At 31.7% G+C, this 22756-nt stretch carries 15 protein-coding genes; 2 read left to right on the top strand and 13 right to left on the bottom strand.

From position 1 onward, the window contains the following. Positions 1-234: 234 nt before the first annotated feature. The 4 genes from R6X41_RS08835 to R6X41_RS08820 form a co-directional block, all read right to left on the bottom strand. Entirely contained in the window at positions 235-858 is a 624-nt protein-coding gene (locus tag R6X41_RS08835) for a GAP family protein (protein WP_318499385.1), read from the bottom strand. 89 nt (positions 859-947) lie between these two features. Continuing rightward, entirely contained in the window at positions 948-1982 is a 1035-nt protein-coding gene (locus R6X41_RS08830) for a bestrophin family protein (RefSeq protein WP_318499383.1), read from the bottom strand. A 236-nt stretch (positions 1983-2218) separates the two neighbouring features. Beyond that, entirely contained in the window at positions 2219-3256 is a 1038-nt protein-coding gene (locus R6X41_RS08825; RefSeq protein WP_318499382.1) for a DUF481 domain-containing protein, read from the bottom strand. A gap of 298 nt (positions 3257-3554) precedes the next feature. Beyond that, positions 3555-5786 carry a tetratricopeptide repeat-containing hybrid sensor histidine kinase/response regulator gene (locus R6X41_RS08820; RefSeq protein WP_318499380.1) on the bottom strand — a complete coding sequence of 744 codons (2232 nt, stop codon included), beginning with the start codon at positions 5784-5786 and terminating at the stop codon, positions 3555-3557. A gap of 1020 nt (positions 5787-6806) precedes the next feature. On the opposite strand from R6X41_RS08820, the gene R6X41_RS08815 reads away from it, so the two are divergent. Beyond that, positions 6807-7073: a transposase gene (locus R6X41_RS08815; RefSeq protein ID WP_318499378.1), complete on the top strand. Its 267-nt coding sequence runs from the start codon at positions 6807-6809 to the stop codon at positions 7071-7073. A 35-nt stretch (positions 7074-7108) separates the two neighbouring features. Next, positions 7109-7951, top strand: coding sequence for an IS3 family transposase (locus tag R6X41_RS08810; protein ID WP_318499448.1), 843 nt, complete (start codon positions 7109-7111; stop codon positions 7949-7951). Between the two features lie 11 nt (positions 7952-7962). On the opposite strand, the gene R6X41_RS08805 is transcribed toward R6X41_RS08810, so the two are convergent. The 9 genes from R6X41_RS08805 to susR all read right to left on the bottom strand — a co-directional run bounded on the left by R6X41_RS08805 (position 7963) and on the right by susR (position 22414). Next, positions 7963-8343 (bottom strand): hypothetical protein, encoded by a 381-nt coding sequence (locus R6X41_RS08805; protein ID WP_318499376.1) that lies wholly within the window; start codon positions 8341-8343, stop codon positions 7963-7965. Next, positions 8340-8948, bottom strand: coding sequence for a hypothetical protein (locus R6X41_RS08800; protein ID WP_318499375.1), 609 nt, complete (start codon positions 8946-8948; stop codon positions 8340-8342). Before R6X41_RS08800 ends, R6X41_RS08805 begins: the two co-directional genes overlap by 4 nt. A 656-nt stretch (positions 8949-9604) precedes the next feature. Further along, the gene (locus R6X41_RS08795) at positions 9605-11224 is read right to left on the bottom strand and encodes a sodium/sugar symporter (protein ID WP_318499373.1); all 1620 of its coding nucleotides are present in this window, start codon (positions 11222-11224) and stop codon (positions 9605-9607) included. Positions 11225-11241: 17 nt separating this feature from the next. Next, positions 11242-12714 carry a glycoside hydrolase family 30 protein gene (locus tag R6X41_RS08790; protein WP_318499371.1) on the bottom strand — a complete coding sequence of 491 codons (1473 nt, stop codon included), beginning with the start codon at positions 12712-12714 and terminating at the stop codon, positions 11242-11244. A gap of 21 nt (positions 12715-12735) precedes the next feature. Then, positions 12736-14190 carry a glycoside hydrolase family 30 protein gene (locus R6X41_RS08785; protein WP_318499369.1) on the bottom strand — a complete coding sequence of 485 codons (1455 nt, stop codon included), beginning with the start codon at positions 14188-14190 and terminating at the stop codon, positions 12736-12738. A gap of 46 nt (positions 14191-14236) precedes the next feature. After that, the gene (locus tag R6X41_RS08780) at positions 14237-15982 is read right to left on the bottom strand and encodes a SusE domain-containing protein (protein ID WP_318499367.1); all 1746 of its coding nucleotides are present in this window, start codon (positions 15980-15982) and stop codon (positions 14237-14239) included. Positions 15983-15999: 17 nt separating this feature from the next. After that, positions 16000-17475, bottom strand: a complete 1476-nt coding sequence (locus tag R6X41_RS08775) for a RagB/SusD family nutrient uptake outer membrane protein (protein ID WP_318499365.1) — start codon at positions 17473-17475, stop codon at positions 16000-16002. A gap of 18 nt (positions 17476-17493) precedes the next feature. Next, complete coding sequence (locus R6X41_RS08770) at positions 17494-20451, bottom strand: SusC/RagA family TonB-linked outer membrane protein (RefSeq protein ID WP_318499364.1); 2958 nt, start codon at positions 20449-20451, stop codon at positions 17494-17496. Between the two features lie 313 nt (positions 20452-20764). Beyond that, entirely contained in the window at positions 20765-22414 is a 1650-nt protein-coding gene (gene susR / locus R6X41_RS08765) for a SusR family glycan utilization regulator (RefSeq protein WP_318499362.1), read from the bottom strand. Between the last annotated feature and the right edge of the window lie 342 nt (positions 22415-22756).

The raw sequence follows: 22756 nt of genomic DNA, 5'->3' as shown, positions 1-22756 counted from the left end.
TAACATTTGAATCTTGAAAATTAGAAATGAGTAGAATTAAGATAAAAAACCATTACTATTTGGAATGAATTTTAGACATGTTCCAGTAGTAATGGTCTTGAGAATTGTTATACCGATGTATATTAATACACCTTGATTTTAGGATGCTAATATTTGATTTATGAACGTTTTATTTTAGAAGAAAATTATGTGATTAGATGAATTGATCTGTTAACTCTTCACCATTTAATTATATTAATAAAGCAATAGATATATAAAAAATAACAAAACAATAATGTTAATTACATAACCATGTGTGTTAAGCCACTCATTTACTTTCTTTAAATATGCGGGGCCTTTTTTACCTAAAAGGGTGTAAAAAATTAAAGGGGTGGCTGCTATAAGTGTAACGGCTCCAAAAAATGGCAATGCAGCCCAAAATCCTTTTGGATTATTATTTAAAAGGCTTCCTACAGAAAAGGCTGCTACAATATCTGCGGGCATAAAAGCGATAAGGCTAAACCCAATTATAAAAATTCTACGTAGTGAGGCAGTAGAGATACTTTTCATCCATTTAGGAGGTTTTGTAGCTTTGTGACGGTTAGCTATTAACTTAATTATTAAGAACACAATAAAAGCAACGATAACGTATTTTAACATCGGTCTGCCGCCTAAAGTTGTGTCTTGAAAGTGAGTAATATCTACTAACATGTAGTACATTAAAGTTGTAGCGATTAACGTTAATACAATCGATGCGATGTAAACTAAAGAACTTTTAATAGGATCTTTTCTAGTAATTAATAAAATTGCTACTAAAATTTGTGGACCTAACATTACGGTTAAGGCTAGTGGAAATGTTGGAATTGGGGTATGAGTCATTAGATTTAGTTGTGTTTTTTTGTCAATGCAATGTTAGTTAGACTTAAAAGTAATAATTATTCTTTAGTGGTTTTTAGGTAAAGGTTTTTTTAATTTAAAACGCCGTTTATTATTTTGATTGGTTCTGGAAGATCCTTTTCATGAAGCATTTCCTTTAAATCTATTTCTATCGTGCGGCAAATGGACATCATTGGAATGTCGTTTATAAGTCCTTGAAAAGGGTTTTCTGAAGAGTCGCCCACAAGCTCCATCATGATATATACCCAACCAATAAGTGAGGTTATCGGTACAGAAAACCAAAAAATCCAATTTTCAAAAGTCATTAATTCAGGAATCATACTAAAGGGTAATAATAGAATGAAGATTGCAACAAAATAGTGACTTAACGATGAATATTGTCTTGGAAGAGGAAATGATTTAATACGTTCGTTCATGCCTTGAAATTTGTAAAAACTTCTCAAAACATCTTCCATTTGTATAAGTCGGAAATCGTTAATTAAATTCTCTTTTCTAAGTTTTTGTAAATCTCTTGATTGTTCGTTTATAATATGAGTTGCTGTATTTGCATAATTAATTAACCTGTCATATTCGTCTTCGGGTAAAAAGAGCTTTAATTCTTCTTTGGTTATACCATCGTCCAAAAGGCCAGTGCCAAAATTTTTCCTAAAGTAACCTATCGTAATTTTTGTTTTTCCTTTTGGCGCCAAATGTTCCCAAGGTTTATGGATTAAAAGCTGACTTCTATGGCTATAAAGCCAGGCAATATGCCTGTAGATAAGACGTTTTTTTATTTCATGTAACTCAGAATCACTTTTGTCTTTATCTGTATTTTGGTTATTTATGTAACTGTCTACTAACATGCCCCAAGTTCGGCTCTCGTTTACGATGCCTCCCCAGCCTTTTCTAGCCTCCCAAAGTCTTTCGTATGCACTATTATTTTTAAAACCAACATAAAATGCAACAGCTGTACCAATTACAGAGACAGGTAACCAGGGAATCGTTACTCTTATAATTTCAAATTGATAAAGCAAAGCTATTATTCCATTAAAGATTGAGAGCCAAAAATAATAGCCTCCCGACCATTTTATAAGACTTTTAAAACCTATTCCTTTTCTTGCAATCATTCTTAAATGTGTTTATTTTAACTTCAGGCCAACATTGCGCTATTAGCCATAGTTTTTAATTTTGTAATCTTAATAGCGTCAAATTTAAATAATTGTGGACGTTGTAAATATACACAAGCTTTAAAAATTAATACTTAATGCTTATATTTTTATTAGTGAAATTGTACTTCAATTAATTTTTGTAATCGTTTTAAATAGTCACGAATCATTTTTAAAATGATGTTTAATGATTAGTATTAATGAAAGGAATACGTGAATTGTAGGTTCAATCCGTAATCATTTGTAGAGGCATCCGATGTCGGATTACTATCGTAGTTATAATACAACGTAAAACCAACTTTAAAGTTATTACTAAATATACTGACTTGCGGGTTCAAGTTAAAACTAGCGAGATATCTTTCGGGTCCGGTAAAGTAAGGGACATAATTAATATTGGAATTTACCCAGATTTTTGGAGAGGAATATTTATATACTTTCCATACTACTTGAAATAACCCAGCTAGGTTGGTGGTAATATTTCCATTATCATATGGGGTTTCTCGAGCCACACTTAATCCTGTTCCAGCATACAGTCTGTTCCAACTATTATAGGCTAAATCTTTAAGACCAACACCACTTAAGTTAATACGGAGTTTTGTTCCTAATTCACTGTTTTGTGTAGTACCTACAATTACACCTGCAGACCATTGATTTTTTAATAAACGTTGCCATGTAAGAGAAACATCAGTTTTGTTAGAACTCAGTGTGTCTCCTTGGTAGGTGTTGTTTAAATCCCATGTTAAATCGGAATAGGTTTTTCGTTTTCTGTAGCTTAAATTTCCTGAAAAGGCTATCGTTCCTACATTGCTACCTTTTGAAAAATTTGCCCCTAGGCTAAAATTACCAGTGGTTCTGTTCCAGAATGTTTTTTTGATAGGATAAATTTCGACGATATCATCCATGGCAATTAATTCTTTACCATCAGATTTTATAATATAAACTTTTCGGGGAGCTTCTGTCAGGCCAAAAGATCCAAAGTAAACCAATCCATTTTTTAACTTTATTTCGAAAAGTTTTTTAGATCGGATAGTATTTATAACATATTCTTCAAGGTTAACAGTTCCAAGTCCTGTCATATCCCAAGACGCAACGCCATATTCCATTTTTTTGAAATCTCCAGTAAGTATATTTCCGTTTATATGGACAATGGTATCTGTTTTTTGAGAAAATCCTTTATTTTGAAAAATAAAAAAAACAACAACAATAGGAATGAAATGTGTAAGTAGTCTTTTCATAAAATTAATCTCTTACTTAGGTAACGAATCAAGGTTTTAAAATGAATAAAAATAATTTTGATTAGCTGTAAATCAAGATTTTAAGTTATGTGTTTTACTGCTTTTATATGTTTGTATATACCATATTAATACACATGCCATAGAAAAGTATTACAAGGTAATAAAATTTAGTATTCTGTATACTGAAAATTTGATGTTAGCTTCTTTTTCTAAAGCAATCAGTTCAAGAAAAAAAACATTTTTCAGAATTGAAAATCAATTTTTTAGTAGATTAAACTTTATGTAAATACTGACTTTTTTAAGACTTGCTCTGGTAATTCTTAATAAGGTTAGAGGCAAGGGTGTTTAAAAACTCATTCATTTTATATGGTTTTACAATGGCATCGTCAAATTGTGAGTCTTTGAAACGATTTTCCTGTTCGTCCTGGGTTACTGCAGTAAGGGCAATAATAATAACGGACTTATTAAGTTCTCGTATTTTCTTGGTAGCCTCTATGCCGTTCATTATTGGCATATTAACATCCATTAGTACAATGTCGTAATCTGTTTGTTTTATCTTATCAATACTCTCTAAACCATTTGTGGCAACTTCTACAAATATGCCATGAGATTCCAATGTTTTTTTTGTCACAAGAAGATTAATACTGTTATCATCTACGACCAAGACTTTCTTGCCTTGAAGAACTTCAATAGTAGTTTTGTCGCAAATATCTTCCTGAGGTGTTTTCTTTTTAGCAATAGCAAAAGTCATTTCAAAAAAGAAATTTGAACCTTCATCTACCACACTTTCCAATTGAATGTTTGACCCCATATCTATAAGCAACTTTTGTACAATAGTAAGTCCTAAGCCAGATCCTTGAAAATAACCTTGATGCTTTAATTGTCTAAATTCTTTAAATATTTTTTGCTGATCAATTTCGGAAATTCCCTTTCCATTATCTTTTACTTCAAATTTTATTATTAAGTTGTTTTTTACATTCTCTAATAATGTAACAGCAAGTTGCACGTGTCCATTGTCTGTGAATTTTAATGCATTTCCTATTAAATTAATAAGAATCTGCGATAATTTTGTCTGATCGCCTTTTATCCAATCTGGAATTTTAGAGTCTAGCGAAATAATAAAATCGTTGTTTGTTTGTCCAGTAATATATTCTAGTGACTCCTTAATATTATTAAGAAAATCTTTAAGAACGAATGCTTTAGATTCTAGTTTGTTTTTTTCGTTAGAATCCATTTTATTTAACGTCAGTACATCATTTACGAGATTAAGTAAATAATCTGCCGAAAACTTTAGGCTTTGCAATTCGGATTTATGAGATTTTAGGTTTTCATCATTATTAAGGATTGTGCTCAAACCAATAATACCATAAAGCGGAGTACGTAGCTCATGACTCATAGTCGATAAAAATCGCGATTTAGCCTGAGCTAATTTTTCAGATTCTAATTTGGCTTCTAAATATTCTTGGTTCTTTTTTATCAATTCTAGATTAAGTCTTCTTCGAATTTTAATTACTCTTAATAAATATAATAAAAGCCCTAAAAGGAGTATAGAAACAAAGACACTAATCATTAAAAGTTTTTTTTGTGTCTCTGCTTTTTCAATAACAAGTTCGTTTCTTAGTTCTTTGTTTTCAAGTTCTTCTTGTATTTTAGCATTTTTTAAACCAGCGGTTAAAATTCTAGCAGATTTTTCAATTTCTTCCTTGCTTCTAGCTTGTGAAAGACTGTCTTCTATTTTGCCAATCTCGTAGGCTTTTTTGTAATCGCCATTTATGACCAGACAATTAATATAGCCTTCATAGCTTTCTCGTAAGACTTGTATATAGTTTATTTCTTTAGCCATGACAATGGTTTGTTGGTATAAACTTGAAGCTAAATCATAATCTTTATTGTAAAATGCATAATGACCTTTATATAAGCCTAATCCTGTATGTCCAAACTTAAAATTTTCTGGAACATTTTTGGTTGCGATATCGAGATATGGTTTTGCACTTTCAGGATCTTTAAGGTTGTTAAAAAAGATCTCGGCTATATTATAGTTTAAAATAAAAATTGCCATTTTGTTGTTCTGCTTTTCTGCAAGCGGTATGGCATTTTTAAACGAATTTAAACCCTTGTCGAACTCGCCTATTCCGACATAAATATTACCTAAATCTATCTGAGAACCTATAATAGTAGTGGTGTCTTTTACTTGTTCTGATAGTTCAATGTTTTTTCTGGCATATGCAATCGATTTTATGGAATCCTTTATTTGGAGATAAGAATTAGCTAAATAACTATGAATCTTAATAACTTCTAACGGAAGGTTATTGCGTTGAGCGAGTTTTAAAATTTCGTTGGCAGTCAGAATTACGGAGTTGTAATCTTCTTTATAATAATCGATTATCATTAGTTCTTTAATGGAATCTAAATGAATTAGGATCTCAGATTCAGAAGAATTTAATAAAGCACCAGACCCATCATGTTTATTTTGTGCATGTAGGCTAATTGGTAATATTAAAAAAGTCAGGAAAAGTAATGTTATTCGCATTTAAATCGACTATTGGGTATAAGTAAGTGTTAAAGTACTAAAATTTATTATAAGCACTATCTTTTATAGTCCTGATTTTTGTGTAGTTATGCTTATTTAGAAATGTTTTATTTTTAAAATCGACGAAATTATAAAACGCCATTTTTGAAAGCCATCTAAAGAAATTCGGAACTGATATTAATTATCTCATTGGTTAAATGCGATGCCGTAAAACGTTCACGTTTTTCTTAAAATTATTCGGCTATCGTGAGTATTATCAAAGCACATTTTATAAAGGCCATGTTTTTATTAATAGGTAAAAAAATTTGAGCTAGATTTTTCTAAACGCTATTTTTTATAATATTAAATTCATCAATTATTTTATGCTTAATTAATGTTTAGATGCTATTAGTAGTGACGTTAAAATAATCGTGTCCTAAATAATATTATATGTTCATTTTTTTCATTGATAAAAAAACGAACCAAAAAAATCTAGGCTTACGAACTTTTATCTAAATTTTTCGTTCAGTATCTAAATTTAAAGAACTCGCTACTAAAAATCAACAATATAGAAACATAAGTTTAGCTCAAACAGCTTTAAATTTCGCGATACTTTCTCTTCAAATTTTACGATAAATTTTCGATAGGCCAACCAAAAAACAAAATTCAACTTATGTAGAAAAAGTACCTCCCTCAGCGCAAGTAATTCAATAAAGTCAGCACCGGTCAATCTTTTTTAAAAAAGAGATTAATCGTTTAGGACGCTAGTGACGTTAAAAGTATAATTATAAGTTGTTTTATATTTATTTTAGACATAAACAGTATCAATGTTCAGTCTGAAAAATGAAAACTAACTGATTTGATTCTAGTTATAAAGGTTGCGTTTTTATAAGAATATAAATTAGTCCTTATCTCTAAAAATCCATTTTCTGAATATTAGAAATCCATTAGTTATTTTTTTCTTTTTTGAAAATGTAGGCTTCCCTAAAAACAGGACAGTTACTAATTCGAATTTACTAACTTTAAATTCAAACTGTCACAATGAAAATCAGCAAATTTAGCGAGAGTCAAATCATCAATGCTCTTAAGGAAAATGAACAAGGAAGGTCTGTAGGAGATTTATCCAGAGAATTAGGTATTGATAAGAGCACATTTTATTACTGGCGTAAAAAGTACGGTGGTATGGAAAAACAAGAATTGAAACGCCTTAAAGATTTAGAAGAGGAAAACCTTAAACTCAAACAGATGTTTGCCGATGTAAGTCTTGACAATAAGATGTTGAAAGATATTTTGTCAAAAAAGTTCTAGGGCCTTCCGACAAGAGAGTTCGAGTTAAGTATCTTATCAAGGAATATTTAGTACCTATTATACGCGCTTGTAAAGTTGTTGGCCTCACTAGGTCAATGTGGTACTACCAGAGTAAAAGGGATGATAGCAAAGTTATTGATAAGCTCAGTAAACTAACAGAAGCCTATCCCACTCGCGGTTTTGATGAATATTATTATAAGATACGTCGAGAAGGTCTAAAATGGAACAGGAAACGAGTTTTACGAGTCTATCGTGAGATGAAGCTTAGTTTAAGACGTAAACATAAGAAGCGTTTGGTTAAACGTGAAAAACAACCATTGGAAGTACCTGCTACACTCAATGAATGTTGGAGTATGGATTTTATGAGTGATGTTCTTACTGATGGTAGAAAGGTGCGTGTTTTTAATGTCATCGATGATTGTAATAGAGAAGCAATAGCTATTAACGCTGGGCTTTCTTATCCAGCAAGAGCAGTTGTAGAAACACTAGAACATTTAAAAGAAGAAATAGGAACACCTAAATATGTCAGGTGTGATAATGGTCCTGAGTTTATCTCAAAAATATTTATGAACTGGTGTAAAAAGAACTTTATAGAAATTAAATACACACAACCTGGTAAACCTATGCAAAACGGATATATAGAACGCTTCAATCGCTTCTTTAGAGAAGATATACTAGATGCTTATTATTTTAATGATATATATCAACTTCAGAAAATTAGTGATAACTGGAGGGAAGATTACAACTTTAATCATCCACATAAATCTTTAGGAAACATATCTCCCAAAGAATATATGCCCAGATTTGATGAAGAATTTAAATTCTTCATCAAATCTGACCTAAATAATAATTATTTGTCGAATTTTAAGGTGTCCTAATTAGGGGAAGCCTACAAAAAGACTACGGGAATTGCCATTGTGGCTAATAATGCAATAAATGCCGATGTTCCTAAAGCGCCTCCATAACCTCTAAAAAACGTGCTTTTATTAATGTAAATAATGCTGAAAATAATTCCTGCGATGATTAACCAGTGGTAGTGAGATATAGCTTTAGATGATACCATACCAACAAAGGATGCTCCAATAAACGCTGTTGGAGTATTTTGGGTTAAATAAGGATTTAATAGTTCTGGAAAGCAATAAAAAAATAAACTGACTATTAAAGTTAGTAATGCCGAAGCTCTAACAGCTCCTTGTTTTAAGCGTTCATTAACGTAAAACGTTAAAGTAGCTCCTAAAATTCCTGTTATGATAATTATTATATTGTTCATAATGTTAGCCATAAATAACACCAATACACAAAAGACACCATAAGCACACCTCCAAAGGCGACCATGCCTAACTTTCCTCCAATTCCCATAAAAATGCTTTTGGATAAGAGTAAAAATGTACCAGCCAAAACCCCAGCAAGGATTACAAAATGAATGGACGGTGCAATTTCTAGGCTAGACATTCCTACAAAAGATCCGCAATAAATAGCTGGTGGTAGTTTTTTTAAATATTCAGATTTAGTATTAAAAACAGGTAAAAAAGAAGCGAAAGTTCCTGTGATTGCAGTCGATAATACACCTCCTAAATTACCAAAAACATTCAGTAAATAACATGTTACAGCACCTATAGGCACCCAGACTACAACTAAAAGCTCCTCGTAAGTATATTCGTTTTGGTGTACATCTAAATACCGATATCCTAACCAAAAGATAAATGTGATAAGCAATATAATGATTCCAGATTTAAGAGCATGTGTTTCGAATTTTTCTAAAACTATCATTATTGAAAATAACGTTAATACACACATTATTGCTAATTTGGAGAATATCTGAACGACTTTATGTGTTTTTTTAGCTGTTTTAAGATTTTTAATGTGTTTAATCATTTTATATTTTTAAGCATAAAATCATATTCAAGCGTATGTCCTAATAATCGATTAATAATAGTCAATTTTCAGAATAAGCCTGAGAAATTGAATAAATTATAATACATCTTACAAAATAGGATTATAGGTTTTTTTATGAGCAGATAAACGTGTTATAATGTACTGTTTTATCAGGATTTTTAAGACAAGATACTTTTATTTACGAATGAAATAGTAATAACTCAATCTGTGAAAATGAAGATAAATAATTTCTGAAATGTTATAAACGTTTTTTGCTAAGTGATTACTGCTTTTTTTTTGCGAAGTTAAAAAAATAAAAAATGGTGCTCCATAAATTTCAATATAAAAAGGAGTAAAGCTGAATTTTCTAAATAGAAATTTGGTTTCTGATAATTATTCTGCACAACGTAACCAAGTTGCTATTCCCTAATTTGAGTTTTGAGTTTTGAGTTCAAAACCATTATTTCTACAAATTTAAAAAATCTACTTCAAGTTAAATTATTACCACAATATTGCATATACCACATGTGGTATTAGCTATATACAGCATAAATCGAATACTATTGAAAGACTTTTTAAAGTGGACTACCTGAAAACACACACATAACAGTTGTACATTTTCAGGTCGTCTTTTTTTTATATTTTTAATCTGTTTTTTAGTTCCAGAATCGTGCGTACAACGCAACTAAAATTAGCATAATTGCAAAAGCTCCAATGTTAAAACTTACACTTGTTTTAAATGATTCTTTGGTAATTGGAATTCCTTTTTCATCATCTTTTCCTTTATGCTGAATTAAACTGGTTATGATTATTACCAGCATTGTTAAAACGGCTGTATAGCCCATTTGATCCATAAATGGTAACGCAGTAAATTTAAATGCTACTGCAATTGGAATTGAAACTAATGCTCCAATAATTGCTGCTTTGTTTGTGGTTTTTTTCCAGAATAATCCTAACATAAAGACTGCTAAAATACCTGGACTTACAATTCCTGTATATTCTTGAATAAATTGAAAAGCTTGGTCTATTCCTCCTAAAAGTGGTGCCATAATACAAGCAATAACCAAGGCAACTGCTGCAGATATTCTACCCATATTAACCGTTTGCTTATCAGTCGCATTTTTGTTAATATATTGTTTGTAAATATCCATAGTAAAAATCGTTGAGGTTGAATTTAACATAGATGCTAAAGACGAAACAATAGCTGCTGCTAATGCTGCAAAAGCAACGCCTTTCATTCCTGTAGGTAAAAATTGTAATAGCCAAGGATACGCTTTGTCTGCTTGTTCTAAGGTTGGTAAATTATGTAATCCTTCGGCTCCTAATCTTGCCATAATCTCAGGATCATTTACCATTACATACGCTGCTATTCCAGGAACTACAACTATTACAGGTATTATTAATTTTAGAAATGCAGCTAATAATATCCCTTTTTGAGATTCTTTTAACGATTTTGCAGCCAATGTTCTTTGAATAATATATTGGTTGAAACCCCAATAATATAAATTCGCAACCCACATACCTCCTAATAAAACACCAATGCCAGGCAACATATCGTAATATTCGTTGGATTCATCGAAAATCATTGTAAAGCGTTCTGGTGAAGCTTCATAAACTGTTTTCATACCTGCAATTACACCTTGCCCATCAGATACTGTATTTAACGCAATATAGGTAGTTACTAAACCACCTAAAACTAAGAATACAACTTGAATAACATCGGTCCAAGCTACTGCCGAAAGTCCACCGTATAAGGAATATGCTGCAGCAAATAAGGCTAAACCCATGACGCCGTACATCATTGGAATTCCCATAATAGTTTCTAACGCTAATGAACCTAAATAGAGTACAGATGCTAGGTTTACAAAGACATATAAAGCAATCCAAAAGACTGCTAAAATAGTTTTTAAATTTGTTGAAAATCGTTTTTCGACAAATTCGGGAATGGTATACAATCCTTTTTCAATAAATATGGGTAAGAAATATTTCCCTACTATTATTAAAGTAATCGCGGCCATCCATTCGTAGGATGCTATTGCCAATCCTAAGGCAAACCCTGATCCTGACATTCCAATAAATTGTTCTGCAGAAATATTCGCCGCTATTAAACTGGCACCTATGGCCCACCATGGTAAACTCTTACTCGCTAAAAAATAATCTTCAGCATTTTTTTCATGTCCTTTTTTATCTCTAGAAACCCATAGTCCCACTCCTAAAATTAAAACTGCATATGCTATAAAAATAAAGTAATCCCAAAATTCGAATTGTGTTGTCATTGGTTGGTTTAGTTAGTTTAATAAGTTACGGTTTGCATAGCATGAGCAGGTATCTGTAAAGAGATTTCCTTTTCGTCAACAATTAATTTATACAAAATTTCAGTTTTTGTTCTATTCATAACTATTGTTGCTAGCGTTCCGTTTTCATTTATAAAGGTAGTACTTTCTAAAGTACTTCTGCTAGAAGTTGTACTTACTCTTTTTGCTCCAGGTTTTATAAATTTAGAAAAATGACCAATATAGTAGTATGAGGGTGTGTAAATTAACTTCCCTGTTTGCGTATCTCCGTGAATGGGTGCAAAACAAAAGTTCTGCACGTGGTTTGGTCCTCCCGTTTCATCTAATAAAATATTCCAGTCTGTCCAACCAACGGTTCCGTTATTAAAATCGTTAATCATAGAATTTCCATAACGCTCTGCATTAGACCAACGTTGGTAATGTGTTGGGTCAAATGCTTCTTGGCAGCCTTCTGTAAATAATAAGTTTTTGGTAGGAAAGGAATCGTTTATGTTTTGCAGATTATTATAATTTGGTTCTGCTCCAGACCAGGTTTCATACCAATGAAAACCAATACCCCAAGCATATTTTGCAGCTTCTGGATCATCAAAAATAACATTTGCTCTGTGAGAAATTAAATCGCGATTATGATCCCAAACAACAATCTTTTTATCACCATAACCTTCTCTTTCAAAAGTAGGGCCTAAATAATTTTTTAAGAAATCACGTTCTTCTTCAGCAGTATAAATGCAAGATTCCCAACGTTGTACAGCCATAGGCTCATTTTGTATGGTTACACCCCAAACCGGAATGCCTTCAGCTTCGTAGGCTTTTATAAATTCTGTATAATAATTAGCCCAAGATTGCTGAAATTCAGGTAGTAATTTACCGCCTTGTAACATGTCTTTTCTCCCTTTCATAAATGGAGGAGGACTCCAAGGTGAAGCATAAAAAACTACATTATCTTTTATAACATCTATTGCCTTTTTTATCATTGGTATTCTAAACTCTTTGTCCTTTTCAATAGAAAAAGTAGTTAATTCTTTATCTCCTTCTTCTATATAAGTAAAACTTTCGGGACTAAAATCAGAACTATGAATACTTGTTCTTATAATATTATAACCAATACCATCTTCCCCATAGTACGCTTGTATTAATTCCTCTTGTTTATCTTTTGGTAATTTGGAAAAAACAACAGCAGAGGCATCGGTAATTGCACCTCCAATACCTAACATGGTTTGAAATGTTTTATTTGTGTTTACAAAGATCGAAACTTCCGTTTCTAAAGGCTGAGTGGCTGCTTCGAATTTATATTTACCTGTTAAAGTTAATTTTAAATCACTGTCTTTAACGGTTGCATACACTTCAACTTCATTTTTTATAGAAGGGGATTCTTCTATTATTTCTGCTATTATAGCTTCTTTTTTAGTTGTTTTTGAACACGAAACTATTGTAAATACTGAAAAAAGTAATATAAAATATTTATAAGTCATTTTATTAAGTTTTATAAATGGTTACCAGATGTAGGTTCCTACTGAACCTGCATCTAAAGTGGTTGTAATAGGGTCTTCTTGTGCGTTGATATTAAATGTTTTTTGTACGCCTGTATTATTTAGTACAATTACAATGATGTCGCCATTAGGTGCTTTAAAAGCTACATTTGGTAATTCAGAAATGTAGTTAGAACTAATTCTTTTTGAATCTGGACGAACAAATTTAGAAGCATGGGCTATAATATAATATGCAACGTTTTTAGTCACTGTATTTCCATCGATTGTTAAAGCTCCTAAGCATTCTGTACAACCACCATCTGTATGTGGTTCCAGATTGGAATTGGCGGCTAAATTCCATTCTAGAACTGTTTTACACCAGTTCCTAGTTGCTCCAATAATTAGCTCTCTAGTGTGCCATTTTAAATTGTCTTCAAATTTCTCGTTTGAACCTACCCATTGTTCTGTAAAATATAAGTTTTTATCAGGGTATGCGGTTTTAACTTTACTTAAATCGTTGATATTTCCACCGTATAAATGAAAGGCTGAACCATCAATATATTTATTTGCATCTATATCGTTTAAAACTGAAATGGGGTAATCGGTTCTATCTGCATTATGATCGTAAATAATTATTTTCGTAGTTATTCCAGCGGTTTCAAAAGTGGGACCTAAATGATTTTTAATGAATTCTGCTTGATCTGAAGCTTCCATTAAAAGACTTGGATTGTTACCCGGATGCAATGGTTCATTTTGAACTGTAATAGCATCTATAATAATTCCTTCTGCAGCCATCGCTTGAATATATTTTACAAAATAGTTTGCGTAAACATCGTAATATTCAGGTTTTAAACTACCTCCTTTCGAGTTTTGATTGGTTTTCATCCAAGTAGGAGGAGACCAAGGTGAACCCATAATTTTAATGTTAGGGTTAATTGCTAAAATCTCCTTTAAAACCGGGATTAAATTTTTTTGATCTTCATATATAGAGAATTTATTTAATTCAACATCAGTTTCACCTAAAGGTAAATCGTCATAGGAAAACGGAGCGGCATCTAAATCGGAAGCGCCAATACTAATTCTTAAATAGCTTACACCAATATTATTTCCATCAGATTTAAAGAGTTCATTTAATAAATTAGCTCTTGCTGTTGATGACATATTATTAATATGCATTGCACTACCACCAGTTAAGGTGTATCCGAAACCATCTATTGTTTGATATTCAATTGAAGAGTTAACAGTAATGGTTGAATAGTTGTTTTCGCTATAAGCTGAAATACCAGAAGTTTGTTTTGTAAATAAAACAGATTGATCTGCTTTTGTTAAGTAAAACTCGACATTTACAGGTTGTACAACTGGAGGAGCTATTTCGTTTATGTCATTTTCACTTTGACAACTTTGACACCCCATTTGAATTCCGATGCAAATAATTCCAATGATGAAAATTTTAATGTATTTTATAATTTTATTTTTCATTTTTTTAGATTTAAACCAACTGCATAAGCAGTTGGTTTTATATTAGTTATAGTTCAAAATTATATGTCCCAGTTAAGTAGTCATTTGTAACTTCTATCGAAACAGTATAAGTCCCATCAATAGTTGTATTTTTAAAGTTTGAACCACCGTGATTTGTCATTGTACCATTTAATGCACTTGGATTATCTGCGCCAAAATCATTATCCCAAGGCGAGAAGAATTTCATGTCAAAATTAGCTTTTAAACTTGCTGAAGTAGTAAATTTATAAGGGTGAACATAAGTCATTAAGTACTCATTTCTGTCATCCCATTTTTGATTTAATTCGTCCCAGTGAAATAATGTAATGTTGTAGTAGCTCCAAGTTAATTTAGCACTAGAAAAATCTATACTAAAGTTGTATGCTTGATCTCTTTCAACAGATATTTCATCATTACCATTGCTGATTTCTGCATTAGCGATTACTTTTGCGTCATCAGGAGTGTCTGTTACTCCAATGCTAGAGAATATTGTATATCCATTTCCAGAACCATCTGATGCTACGTTAAAAGAAACTACATCGCTAGTTTGTAATGCCAGATAATTAGAAGCGTTAAAAACATCTCCATCTTTAGTTAATTCTTCAACCATTGTATTATTTACAAATAAGAATAGTGTTTCTGGAGTTTCAATAGGTTCAGCTACATTTGGGTCTTTTTCAATAGTATAAGTGTATGCATTTGATGATAAATCTAATGTAACAATCATAGTCCCTTTTTCTTCAGAAGGAATATCTTCATATAATAAGCCTTGACTTGCAGCTTGCGATTCCATAATGACCTCATTTGGAGTTCCAACAACACGTTTCATTAAGTAGCTCCAATAATCTCCACTAGGAACATCAGCTCTAAATAAAAATCCTCCGGTTTCAACTAAATCCATAGATGCTTGCCAAACACCACCTCCAATATATGCTAAAGGCTCATCACTATCCCAGCCACCAATAATTGGACTTCCTTTTACATTCCATGTATTAATTTTTAATAAAGAATAGGTGTTATTATCTAAGTCTACAGATATTCTGTATTGACCATCTTCAGTGACACTTATAGGATTTCCATTTTTTACTAAAACATCTTCAGCACCTCCGTATTTATGAGCAGGCAACGATTGTTCGCTGTAAAACATAAATGTATTTCCAGCAGTTAAACTCGTGTACATTTCGTAATTATTTGAGGGATTACCTTCTGAATTGTTCAATCTTCTTAATGGAATTGCATTTGATATATCATTACCATTTTCAGTAGCAGTACCTGATAAGAATAATTGAGTTGGAATAATTTCGTTTTCAAAACGCTTTACAATTAAATTACTAATGCCCATTTCCTCTTTGCTTAAGCTTTGTGCTACGGCAGCCCAAATTAAATTTGCATTGGAGTTTGCTGCGTATCCAGCTAAAGATAAAGCAGTATCTAGATCGCCATACGATACGGTAGCTGAAAGATCTTTACCACTATTTTCAGCTTCTATATCCATAATCGGATTGGTATAATTAGGATTTTCTCCATCAACAATAAGCACGGAATAATAAACATCATAACCTGCAGATGAAGTTGCTTCTGTCCAACTAAAAGTTATTAATTCATTTGTATTGTTCTCCTCCAAAACAATCTGTTCATTACTTTGCGGTGTTACAGCTGAAGGCGTGGATAATTCCCATTGCCCTTCGGGTTGTAAATTGTCTTCTTCTTCACAAGCTCCAATAGTAAATATCAGCACTAATAAGAAAATTATTTTTATATATATATGTCTCATTTTATTGGTTTTTAGGCTTATAAAGGGTTTTGTACTAATGCTGGATTTCTATCTAATTCTTGTTGAGGAATTGGTAGTAAAATTTTAGCAGGCGTCATGTTATAGTTTACAGGATTCCCAGTTCTTAAATCAATTGTTACCAAATTACTCATTGTAGAAACAGCTACATTATTTCTAACTAAGTCGTCCCAGCGTTGTGCTTCTTGTGCTAATTCTAGTCTTCTTTCGTTTAAAATAGTTGTTTTTAGAATGTCTTTAGATGCTCGTTGTGCAGGAGTTAAATCAGGTAAAAGTGCACGATTTCTAATTTTATTTACTTCAATAGCAGCTAATTCTAACTGTCCAGTTTCGTTTAATGCTTCTGCTTTTAATAATACGATATCACCATATCTTAATAAATATTGACGATTTGTACTTGACCAGCCACTAGCATTTTTCCATTTATATCCAAATGGTATGGTCGCTCCAATTTCATTCCCCCAATATTCATCAATCCATTGTACGCTTTCGAATAAGATACTAGCATTTTTTCTGACAACATCACCTTCAGCATCGTAGGCGTTTACTAAGTTGTGTGAAGGTGTTACAAATTTTCTCCACGTATCTCCCGAGATTGATGGAGGTAACAACATTTGAGGGCCCCAATTTCCCTCATCACCACCTAAAAATTGAACTTCAAGTATAGATTCGCTATTGTTATAGTGATTTCCATCAAACAAATAATTGTAATCAATTAAAATATAGTTTGCTGTACTACTTTCAACTTTAGTTATAAAAGTTAACGCTTGACTATAATCTGGGTTTGGTTTTTGCATACATGCCTTTGCTGCCAAAGCATTTGCAGCACCAGCGGTGGCTCTTGCTTTGTTTACACTAGCTTCACTTCCAAAAGTATCTGGTAATAGTGAAGCTGCTAATTGTAAATCGGAAATTATTTGGTCGTAAACGTCTTCTTCTGATGATCTTGGAATATTAACAACTGCAGGATCTGCTGACTTTACAGCTTCTAAAACTAGTGGAACTCCACCCCAGCCTTTCACTAAATTATAGTAGTGATAGGCTCTTAGAAAATAAGCTTCACCAGTAATTTGCTCTCTTTTTTCTTCGGTTAAATTAGGGTCTTCAACAATATCTATTTTATCAATAACCGTATTTGCTTTTGCGATTGCATTGTATAAATTAGACCAACTACCATATACTTTTGAATTTGTAGGTGAAATGGTTAGATAATCTATGGAGAATATTTCAGGATTATCACCACTTGCATAATGATTGTCGGATCTTACATCTTGAAAAAGAATATTGTCCCAAATGTAATAATCTGATGATTGAAATGATTCGTATGTTCCCGTAAGTGCTGCTTCAATTTGGCTTGCGCTGTCGTATGCATTATCAGATGTCTCTTCGGAAATTGGACTTAAGTCCAAGTAGTCTTCACAAGACAAACACGTAAATGTTACGGCTAATGCAACTATTATTTTAGTTATTTTCATAATATTTTTATTTATTGATTAAAATGTAACGTTTACACCGAAAATTAGGTTTCTTGTCTGAGGGTAGGTTCCATAATCAATTCCTCTAACAGTGTTACTTCCGCCGAATGCATTTACTTCAGGATCGAAACCTGAGTAATCTGTAATGGTAAATAAGTTTTCACCTGTTACATATAATTTTAAACTTCCCATTTTAAGTTTGTCCATAAATTCGGATCCAAAATTATAGCTTAAGGAAATAGTTTTAAATCTTAAGTAAGACGCGTCTTCAATAAAACGAGTAGAAATTCTTGAATTATCGGTACTTCCCCAAGTCGCTTTTGGAATACTAGTTTCATCGCCAGGATTTCTCCATCTATCTAAAACTGTAATAGATTGATTTTTTGGGTCTAACATACCTTCTGCTTCAATTTTGGTAGCATTCAGCATATCATTTCCTTGAGTACCTTGTAAGAATATATTTAATCCAAATCCTTTATAAGTAATGGTGTTATCAAAAGAATATAAAAAATCTGGGTTGGGATCACCAATTACTTTTCTATCGTCTGCAGTTGGCGAAAAAGTAGCTTCGCCAGCGTTATTAATATAGTAAGCATTTCCTGTTGCACTATCTACGCCACCATATTCATAACCATATAAAGTAGCTAAAGGAAGTCCTTCTTTAACCAAACTAGCATATCCTCTTCCTGCAATTTCACCCTGGTAAAGTTCTTGTCCAACTAAACTTACGACTTCACTTTTATTAAAAGAAAGATTTAAAGTTGATGACCAAACAACTGCTTTGTTAATGTTTATGGTGGTTAAAGCAAATTCTATCCCCTTATTTTGTAATTCACCAATATTTTGTACGGCACTATCAAATCCTGTACTTTTTGGTAAAGGAGCATTTAATAATAAATCGGATGTGTTTTTAACATAAGCATCGGCTGTAAAAAGTATTCTACCTTGAAGGAAACCTAGGTCAACACCAATGTTTGCTTGTTCAGATTGTTCCCATTTTAAAGCTAAGTTTTCAATGGAAGCAGGATAGGTTCCTGGCATAGTAATACCTCCAATAGGGTAATTTGCACCACTACCAACTCGTCCTAAATAAGCATAATTATCTATTTGATCATTCCCAACAATACCCCAACCAAATCTTAATTTAAGATTGTTAATTGTATTTGATTCTTTTAGAAAATTTTCTTCAGATAATCTCCAACCTACGGAGAACGAAGGAAAATATCCCCATCTGTTTTCTGAACCAAAAATACTTGAACCATCAGCTCTAAAATTGGCAGTTAATAAATATTTATCGTCATAATCGTAATTAACTCTGCTTATAAACGAGGTATTTGCTTTTTCCGATTCATAGGCTGTTGCAACAAATATTTCAGAACCACCGTTTACAGTTTTAATCCCATCACTTGCGAAATTCCTTCTTTCAATAGCGCTATTTTCCCAAGTGTTTTTTTGAACTACAAAACCCACTAACGCTTCAATTTTATTTTTTTTGATTACTTTATTATATTTTAAAGTGTTATCAAGGATGTAAAAGAAGGAGTTATCTGTATTATAAATACCTATGCCTTGTAATGCTCTTCCGTAACTAGTGCGATATGGATCTAAGAAGTAGTTATAAATTCCGTTGCTATCATCAATACCATAGTTTGTTCTGAACGTAAAATCTTTTGCGAAATCAAATTCTAAGTAAACATTAGCAAGAAATCTTCTGTTATTATATTCTCTATCACTTCCATCTGTACTTGCAAGTGGGTTTTCCCAGTTTTGAAATGGATTACTTGTAAACGTTCCATCAGGATTATAAACCCCAATGATACTTGGTGTATTTAGTGCGCCCAGTAAAACACCTCCAGTATTTGCGCTTGAATTGTCATTAATATCGACATCTGAATATTTTGAATAGGATACTCTACTGCCTATTTTTAACCAGTCATTAACTTTCTGCTCTAAATTTATTTTAAAGTTAGCTCTATCCATTTCTGAACTTTTAACAGCACCAACTTGTGAGGTATACCCCCCAGATAAATAGTAATTTGTATTATTGCTATTTCCGCTCACAGAGAGTTGATAATTTTGAGACAATCCAGATTGAAAAATTTCTTGTTGCCAATCGGTATGTTCATTATAGTTTTCCCAATCCGTATTTTGACCCAGTTCAGTCATTAAATCTCTATACTGTTCTCCGTTTAATACTGGTAACGTATTCCAAACTTGAGAAACACCAGTATAGGTGTCAAATGCCACTGTTGGTTTTGCGGATGCACCTCTTTTTGTAGTTATAAGTACTACACCATTTGCTCCTTGTGCACCATAAATTGCGGCTGAAGACGCATCTTTTAGAATGGTAATACTTTCAATATCGGACGGATTTATAGACCTTGTATCGGTAGTCGGAACTCCATCAATTAAATAGAGAGGCTCACTTCCAGCATTAATTGAATTTGTTCCCCTTATCCGAATGCTTAAGCCTTGTGAGGGCTTCCCTGAACTTGAAAGAACCTGAACACCGGTTGCTTTTCCTTGAATTAATGATGCCATTTGCGTGTTTGGCCTCGATTCAAAATCTGCTGAGTTTACTACAGATACAGATCCGGTAATATCTTTCTTTTGTTGAGATCCATATCCAATAACAACAATTTCATCCATTGCGGTAACATTCTCAAGTAGAGTTGTGTTAATTTCTGTTTTTCCGTTTACGTTAATTTCTATGGTTTCCATACCAACGTAACTAAATATAAGTATGGCCGTTGACGGGTTTTCAATAGAAATCTGGTAGATACCATCAAAATCGGAGGTGGTTCCTTTTTCCGTTCCTTTCAATATAATCGAAACCCCTGGCAAAGGGAGACCAGTATTGTCTGTTACTACACCTTTTACTACGTTTTGCTGAGCAAAAACTGAAAAGGGAATTAACATCATTAAAACAACGTATCTAAACGTTTTTTTTAAATTTGAACATTCATTAAATTTCATGTTTGGTTTTTTAAATTAGAAAAATTTAGTTTGTTTTTAAAAAGCATTAGATGTTGTCTAATGTTTATATCGATTTCGTAACATGTTTCCACAAGTCATTTTAATTGATAATGTAAAGGAAATAGAAAAAGAGTTGCTTTACAATCTGAAGTAGTAAAAAAGTGGGGTTTTTAGAAGTGTATAAAATTTCAAACAACTGTATATTAGCGTGTTGTGTGTGTGTTTCAATTTAAAATAAGTGGAAGTGTTATCTTGTAATAGTAGACTGTTTAGCTGTTTTGTACGGTTTTTTTACTTAAATATGAAGTAAATATTATTTTTTGGAAGCACCTATTTTCATTATTTCATCTTCAAAACTATTTCTTGGAACTGCTGCATTATTTTTAACTTTAACGCGGTAGTTATATATAGTATTTACAGAATAGCGGAGTAATTTTGCTATTTTAGAACTATCTGTTATACCTAGTCTTATTAATGCGAAAATTCGAATTTCTGTATTTAGAAATCCTTTGTTTTTAGGTGTGATTTTTCCATCTTCAACTAATAGATTATTTAATTTTTCAACAAAATTAGGGTAGATGTGTAAGAAGGTGTCATCGAAGTTTTTATAAAAAAGTTTTAATTCATCGTCAATCAATTGCTTTGATTTGGTTTTTTCAAATAAGTCAGCAACTTTTTTAGCCGTAATATGTCTTTTTACCATTTTTCTATAGGCATCTAACTTATCGATGTAATTGGATTGAATACTTAAAAACGTGCCTATATAATGTTCTTTAACTAAGCTAGATTCAGAAAGCTCGTCATTGATTTTTTCCAGTTTTCTGTTGGTGCTATTTAGTTTAATATTTAACGTATTGAGTTGCTCGTTTACATCTAAAAGCTCATTCCTTGCCTTAGATAGCCTCTTTACTTGCAGAAATATGTAAAATGCAGTAAATAATAAAATAAGACCAAGTATGCTTATAACTACTAAGGAGTATTGAAGTTTAGCCTTTTGCTTTTCACTTCGATCTTGGTAAGCTTTCGTAATTACCGGTAATATGTTTGAAATGATAATAAATCGAAGTCTTGAATTATAAAAATCAGCATCTTCAAATGAAAAATTAATGTATTTATGCGCCCTATTAATATCATTTTCTTCAAAGAGTAATAAGGCTAAAATGGTTAACGATGCATTGTCTTTAACAGCTGCTTGAATATCTGAAATTGCAGATAAAATCAGTTGTTTTTTTTGTTTTGTAGTGTTAGATTCAAGTTCATAACTTAGTGATCTTTCAAATGTAACTAATGAGTACGTTCTCGTTCCAATATGTGTCTTTGCTAGTCTACGAGAATTAATTTTTAAACTTTCTAATAACTGTCTATTATCCCTAAACTTAGTTTCAATTATTGCTAAATAATCTTGGGAACTTGAATCTAATCGATTAAATAATGAGTCTGTGTAGGATTTATAATAATCTGAATATTTTTGTTTGTTTTCATTTGCTAGAGAATAGTAACTTAAGTCTAAATATACTTTTTTGTAATTGCTGTAATAATTATTAAGTAATTTTTCGGAAATGGATGTTCTATTTATATTCTCTAAAATATCAATAGCTTCTTTATCTCGACCGGAGGATGCCAAAAGTTTAGCTAAATTTAATAGGGATTCATCAATAAAAAATTGATTTTTAAGGTTGTTTGCTATTGAAATATTTTGTTCTATATAGGATAGCGTTTCATCAAAAGAATATGCTTCATATTCATAAATAATATTGTTATTGATTTGATAGATTTGTTCTAGATTTAAACTTTCATCTTGCAATAAATCAGTTAAATGACGTATGTGAAGTTCTTTTTTTAAATCATATTCACTACGATTTGACATTGTTTTTTCTAAAACAACTAAAAGAGAGTCAATTTCTTTTTGAGCTGTAATAAATTGGCAATAAAAAATAAAAAAAAATAGTATTAAAATTCTCATAGTTAATATCTCTTTTCAATGTAAGAAATATTAATATTAAGAATGTTTAAAAGAATAAATGTAATTAATTGCGTTTATTTTATGAATATCTCATAATAATAGCCAAACACTTAATTTGCTTGTATTTTTTTATTTGGAGAATGCAACTAGATTGTCGTATGAAAGTTGTGAAATTAGATATCTAATTATTGGGTGGTTTACATTTAGAAATTTCGTTTTTAGTTGCATCCAAGTAATGCAGAATATTAAATAGATTTTCTACAATAATTATTATCCAAAAGAGAATCAGCTTAGATATAAAAAAAAACATTTCATTTTTATTTAATAAAAGAGAAACTGTTT

The organism is Formosa sejongensis, from assembly GCF_033447105.1.
Lineage (GTDB): Bacteria > Bacteroidota > Bacteroidia > Flavobacteriales > Flavobacteriaceae > Formosa.
The sequence above is the reverse complement of the archived record's forward strand: the minus strand, read 5'-3'. Positions and strand labels throughout refer to the sequence as shown.

What these genes read in the sequence shown, in the direction of transcription:
- R6X41_RS08835 (WP_318499385.1), bottom strand. Translation starts at nt 858, where the DNA reads ATGACTCATACCCCAATTCCAACATTTCCACTAGCCTTAACCGTAATG.
- R6X41_RS08830 (WP_318499383.1), bottom strand. Translation starts at nt 1,982, where the DNA reads ATGATTGCAAGAAAAGGAATAGGTTTTAAAAGTCTTATAAAATGGTCG.
- R6X41_RS08825 (WP_318499382.1), bottom strand. Translation starts at nt 3,256, where the DNA reads ATGAAAAGACTACTTACACATTTCATTCCTATTGTTGTTGTTTTTTTT.
- R6X41_RS08820 (WP_318499380.1), bottom strand. Translation starts at nt 5,786, where the DNA reads ATGCGAATAACATTACTTTTCCTGACTTTTTTAATATTACCAATTAGC.
- R6X41_RS08815 (WP_318499378.1), top strand. Translation starts at nt 6,807, where the DNA reads ATGAAAATCAGCAAATTTAGCGAGAGTCAAATCATCAATGCTCTTAAG.
- R6X41_RS08805 (WP_318499376.1), bottom strand. Translation starts at nt 8,343, where the DNA reads ATGAACAATATAATAATTATCATAACAGGAATTTTAGGAGCTACTTTA.
- R6X41_RS08800 (WP_318499375.1), bottom strand. Translation starts at nt 8,948, where the DNA reads ATGATTAAACACATTAAAAATCTTAAAACAGCTAAAAAAACACATAAA.
- R6X41_RS08795 (WP_318499373.1), bottom strand. Translation starts at nt 11,224, where the DNA reads ATGACAACACAATTCGAATTTTGGGATTACTTTATTTTTATAGCATAT.
- R6X41_RS08790 (WP_318499371.1), bottom strand. Translation starts at nt 12,714, where the DNA reads ATGACTTATAAATATTTTATATTACTTTTTTCAGTATTTACAATAGTT.
- R6X41_RS08785 (WP_318499369.1), bottom strand. Translation starts at nt 14,190, where the DNA reads ATGAAAAATAAAATTATAAAATACATTAAAATTTTCATCATTGGAATT.
- R6X41_RS08780 (WP_318499367.1), bottom strand. Translation starts at nt 15,982, where the DNA reads ATGAGACATATATATATAAAAATAATTTTCTTATTAGTGCTGATATTT.
- R6X41_RS08775 (WP_318499365.1), bottom strand. Translation starts at nt 17,475, where the DNA reads ATGAAAATAACTAAAATAATAGTTGCATTAGCCGTAACATTTACGTGT.
- R6X41_RS08770 (WP_318499364.1), bottom strand. Translation starts at nt 20,451, where the DNA reads ATGAAATTTAATGAATGTTCAAATTTAAAAAAAACGTTTAGATACGTT.
- susR (WP_318499362.1), bottom strand. Translation starts at nt 22,414, where the DNA reads ATGAGAATTTTAATACTATTTTTTTTTATTTTTTATTGCCAATTTATT.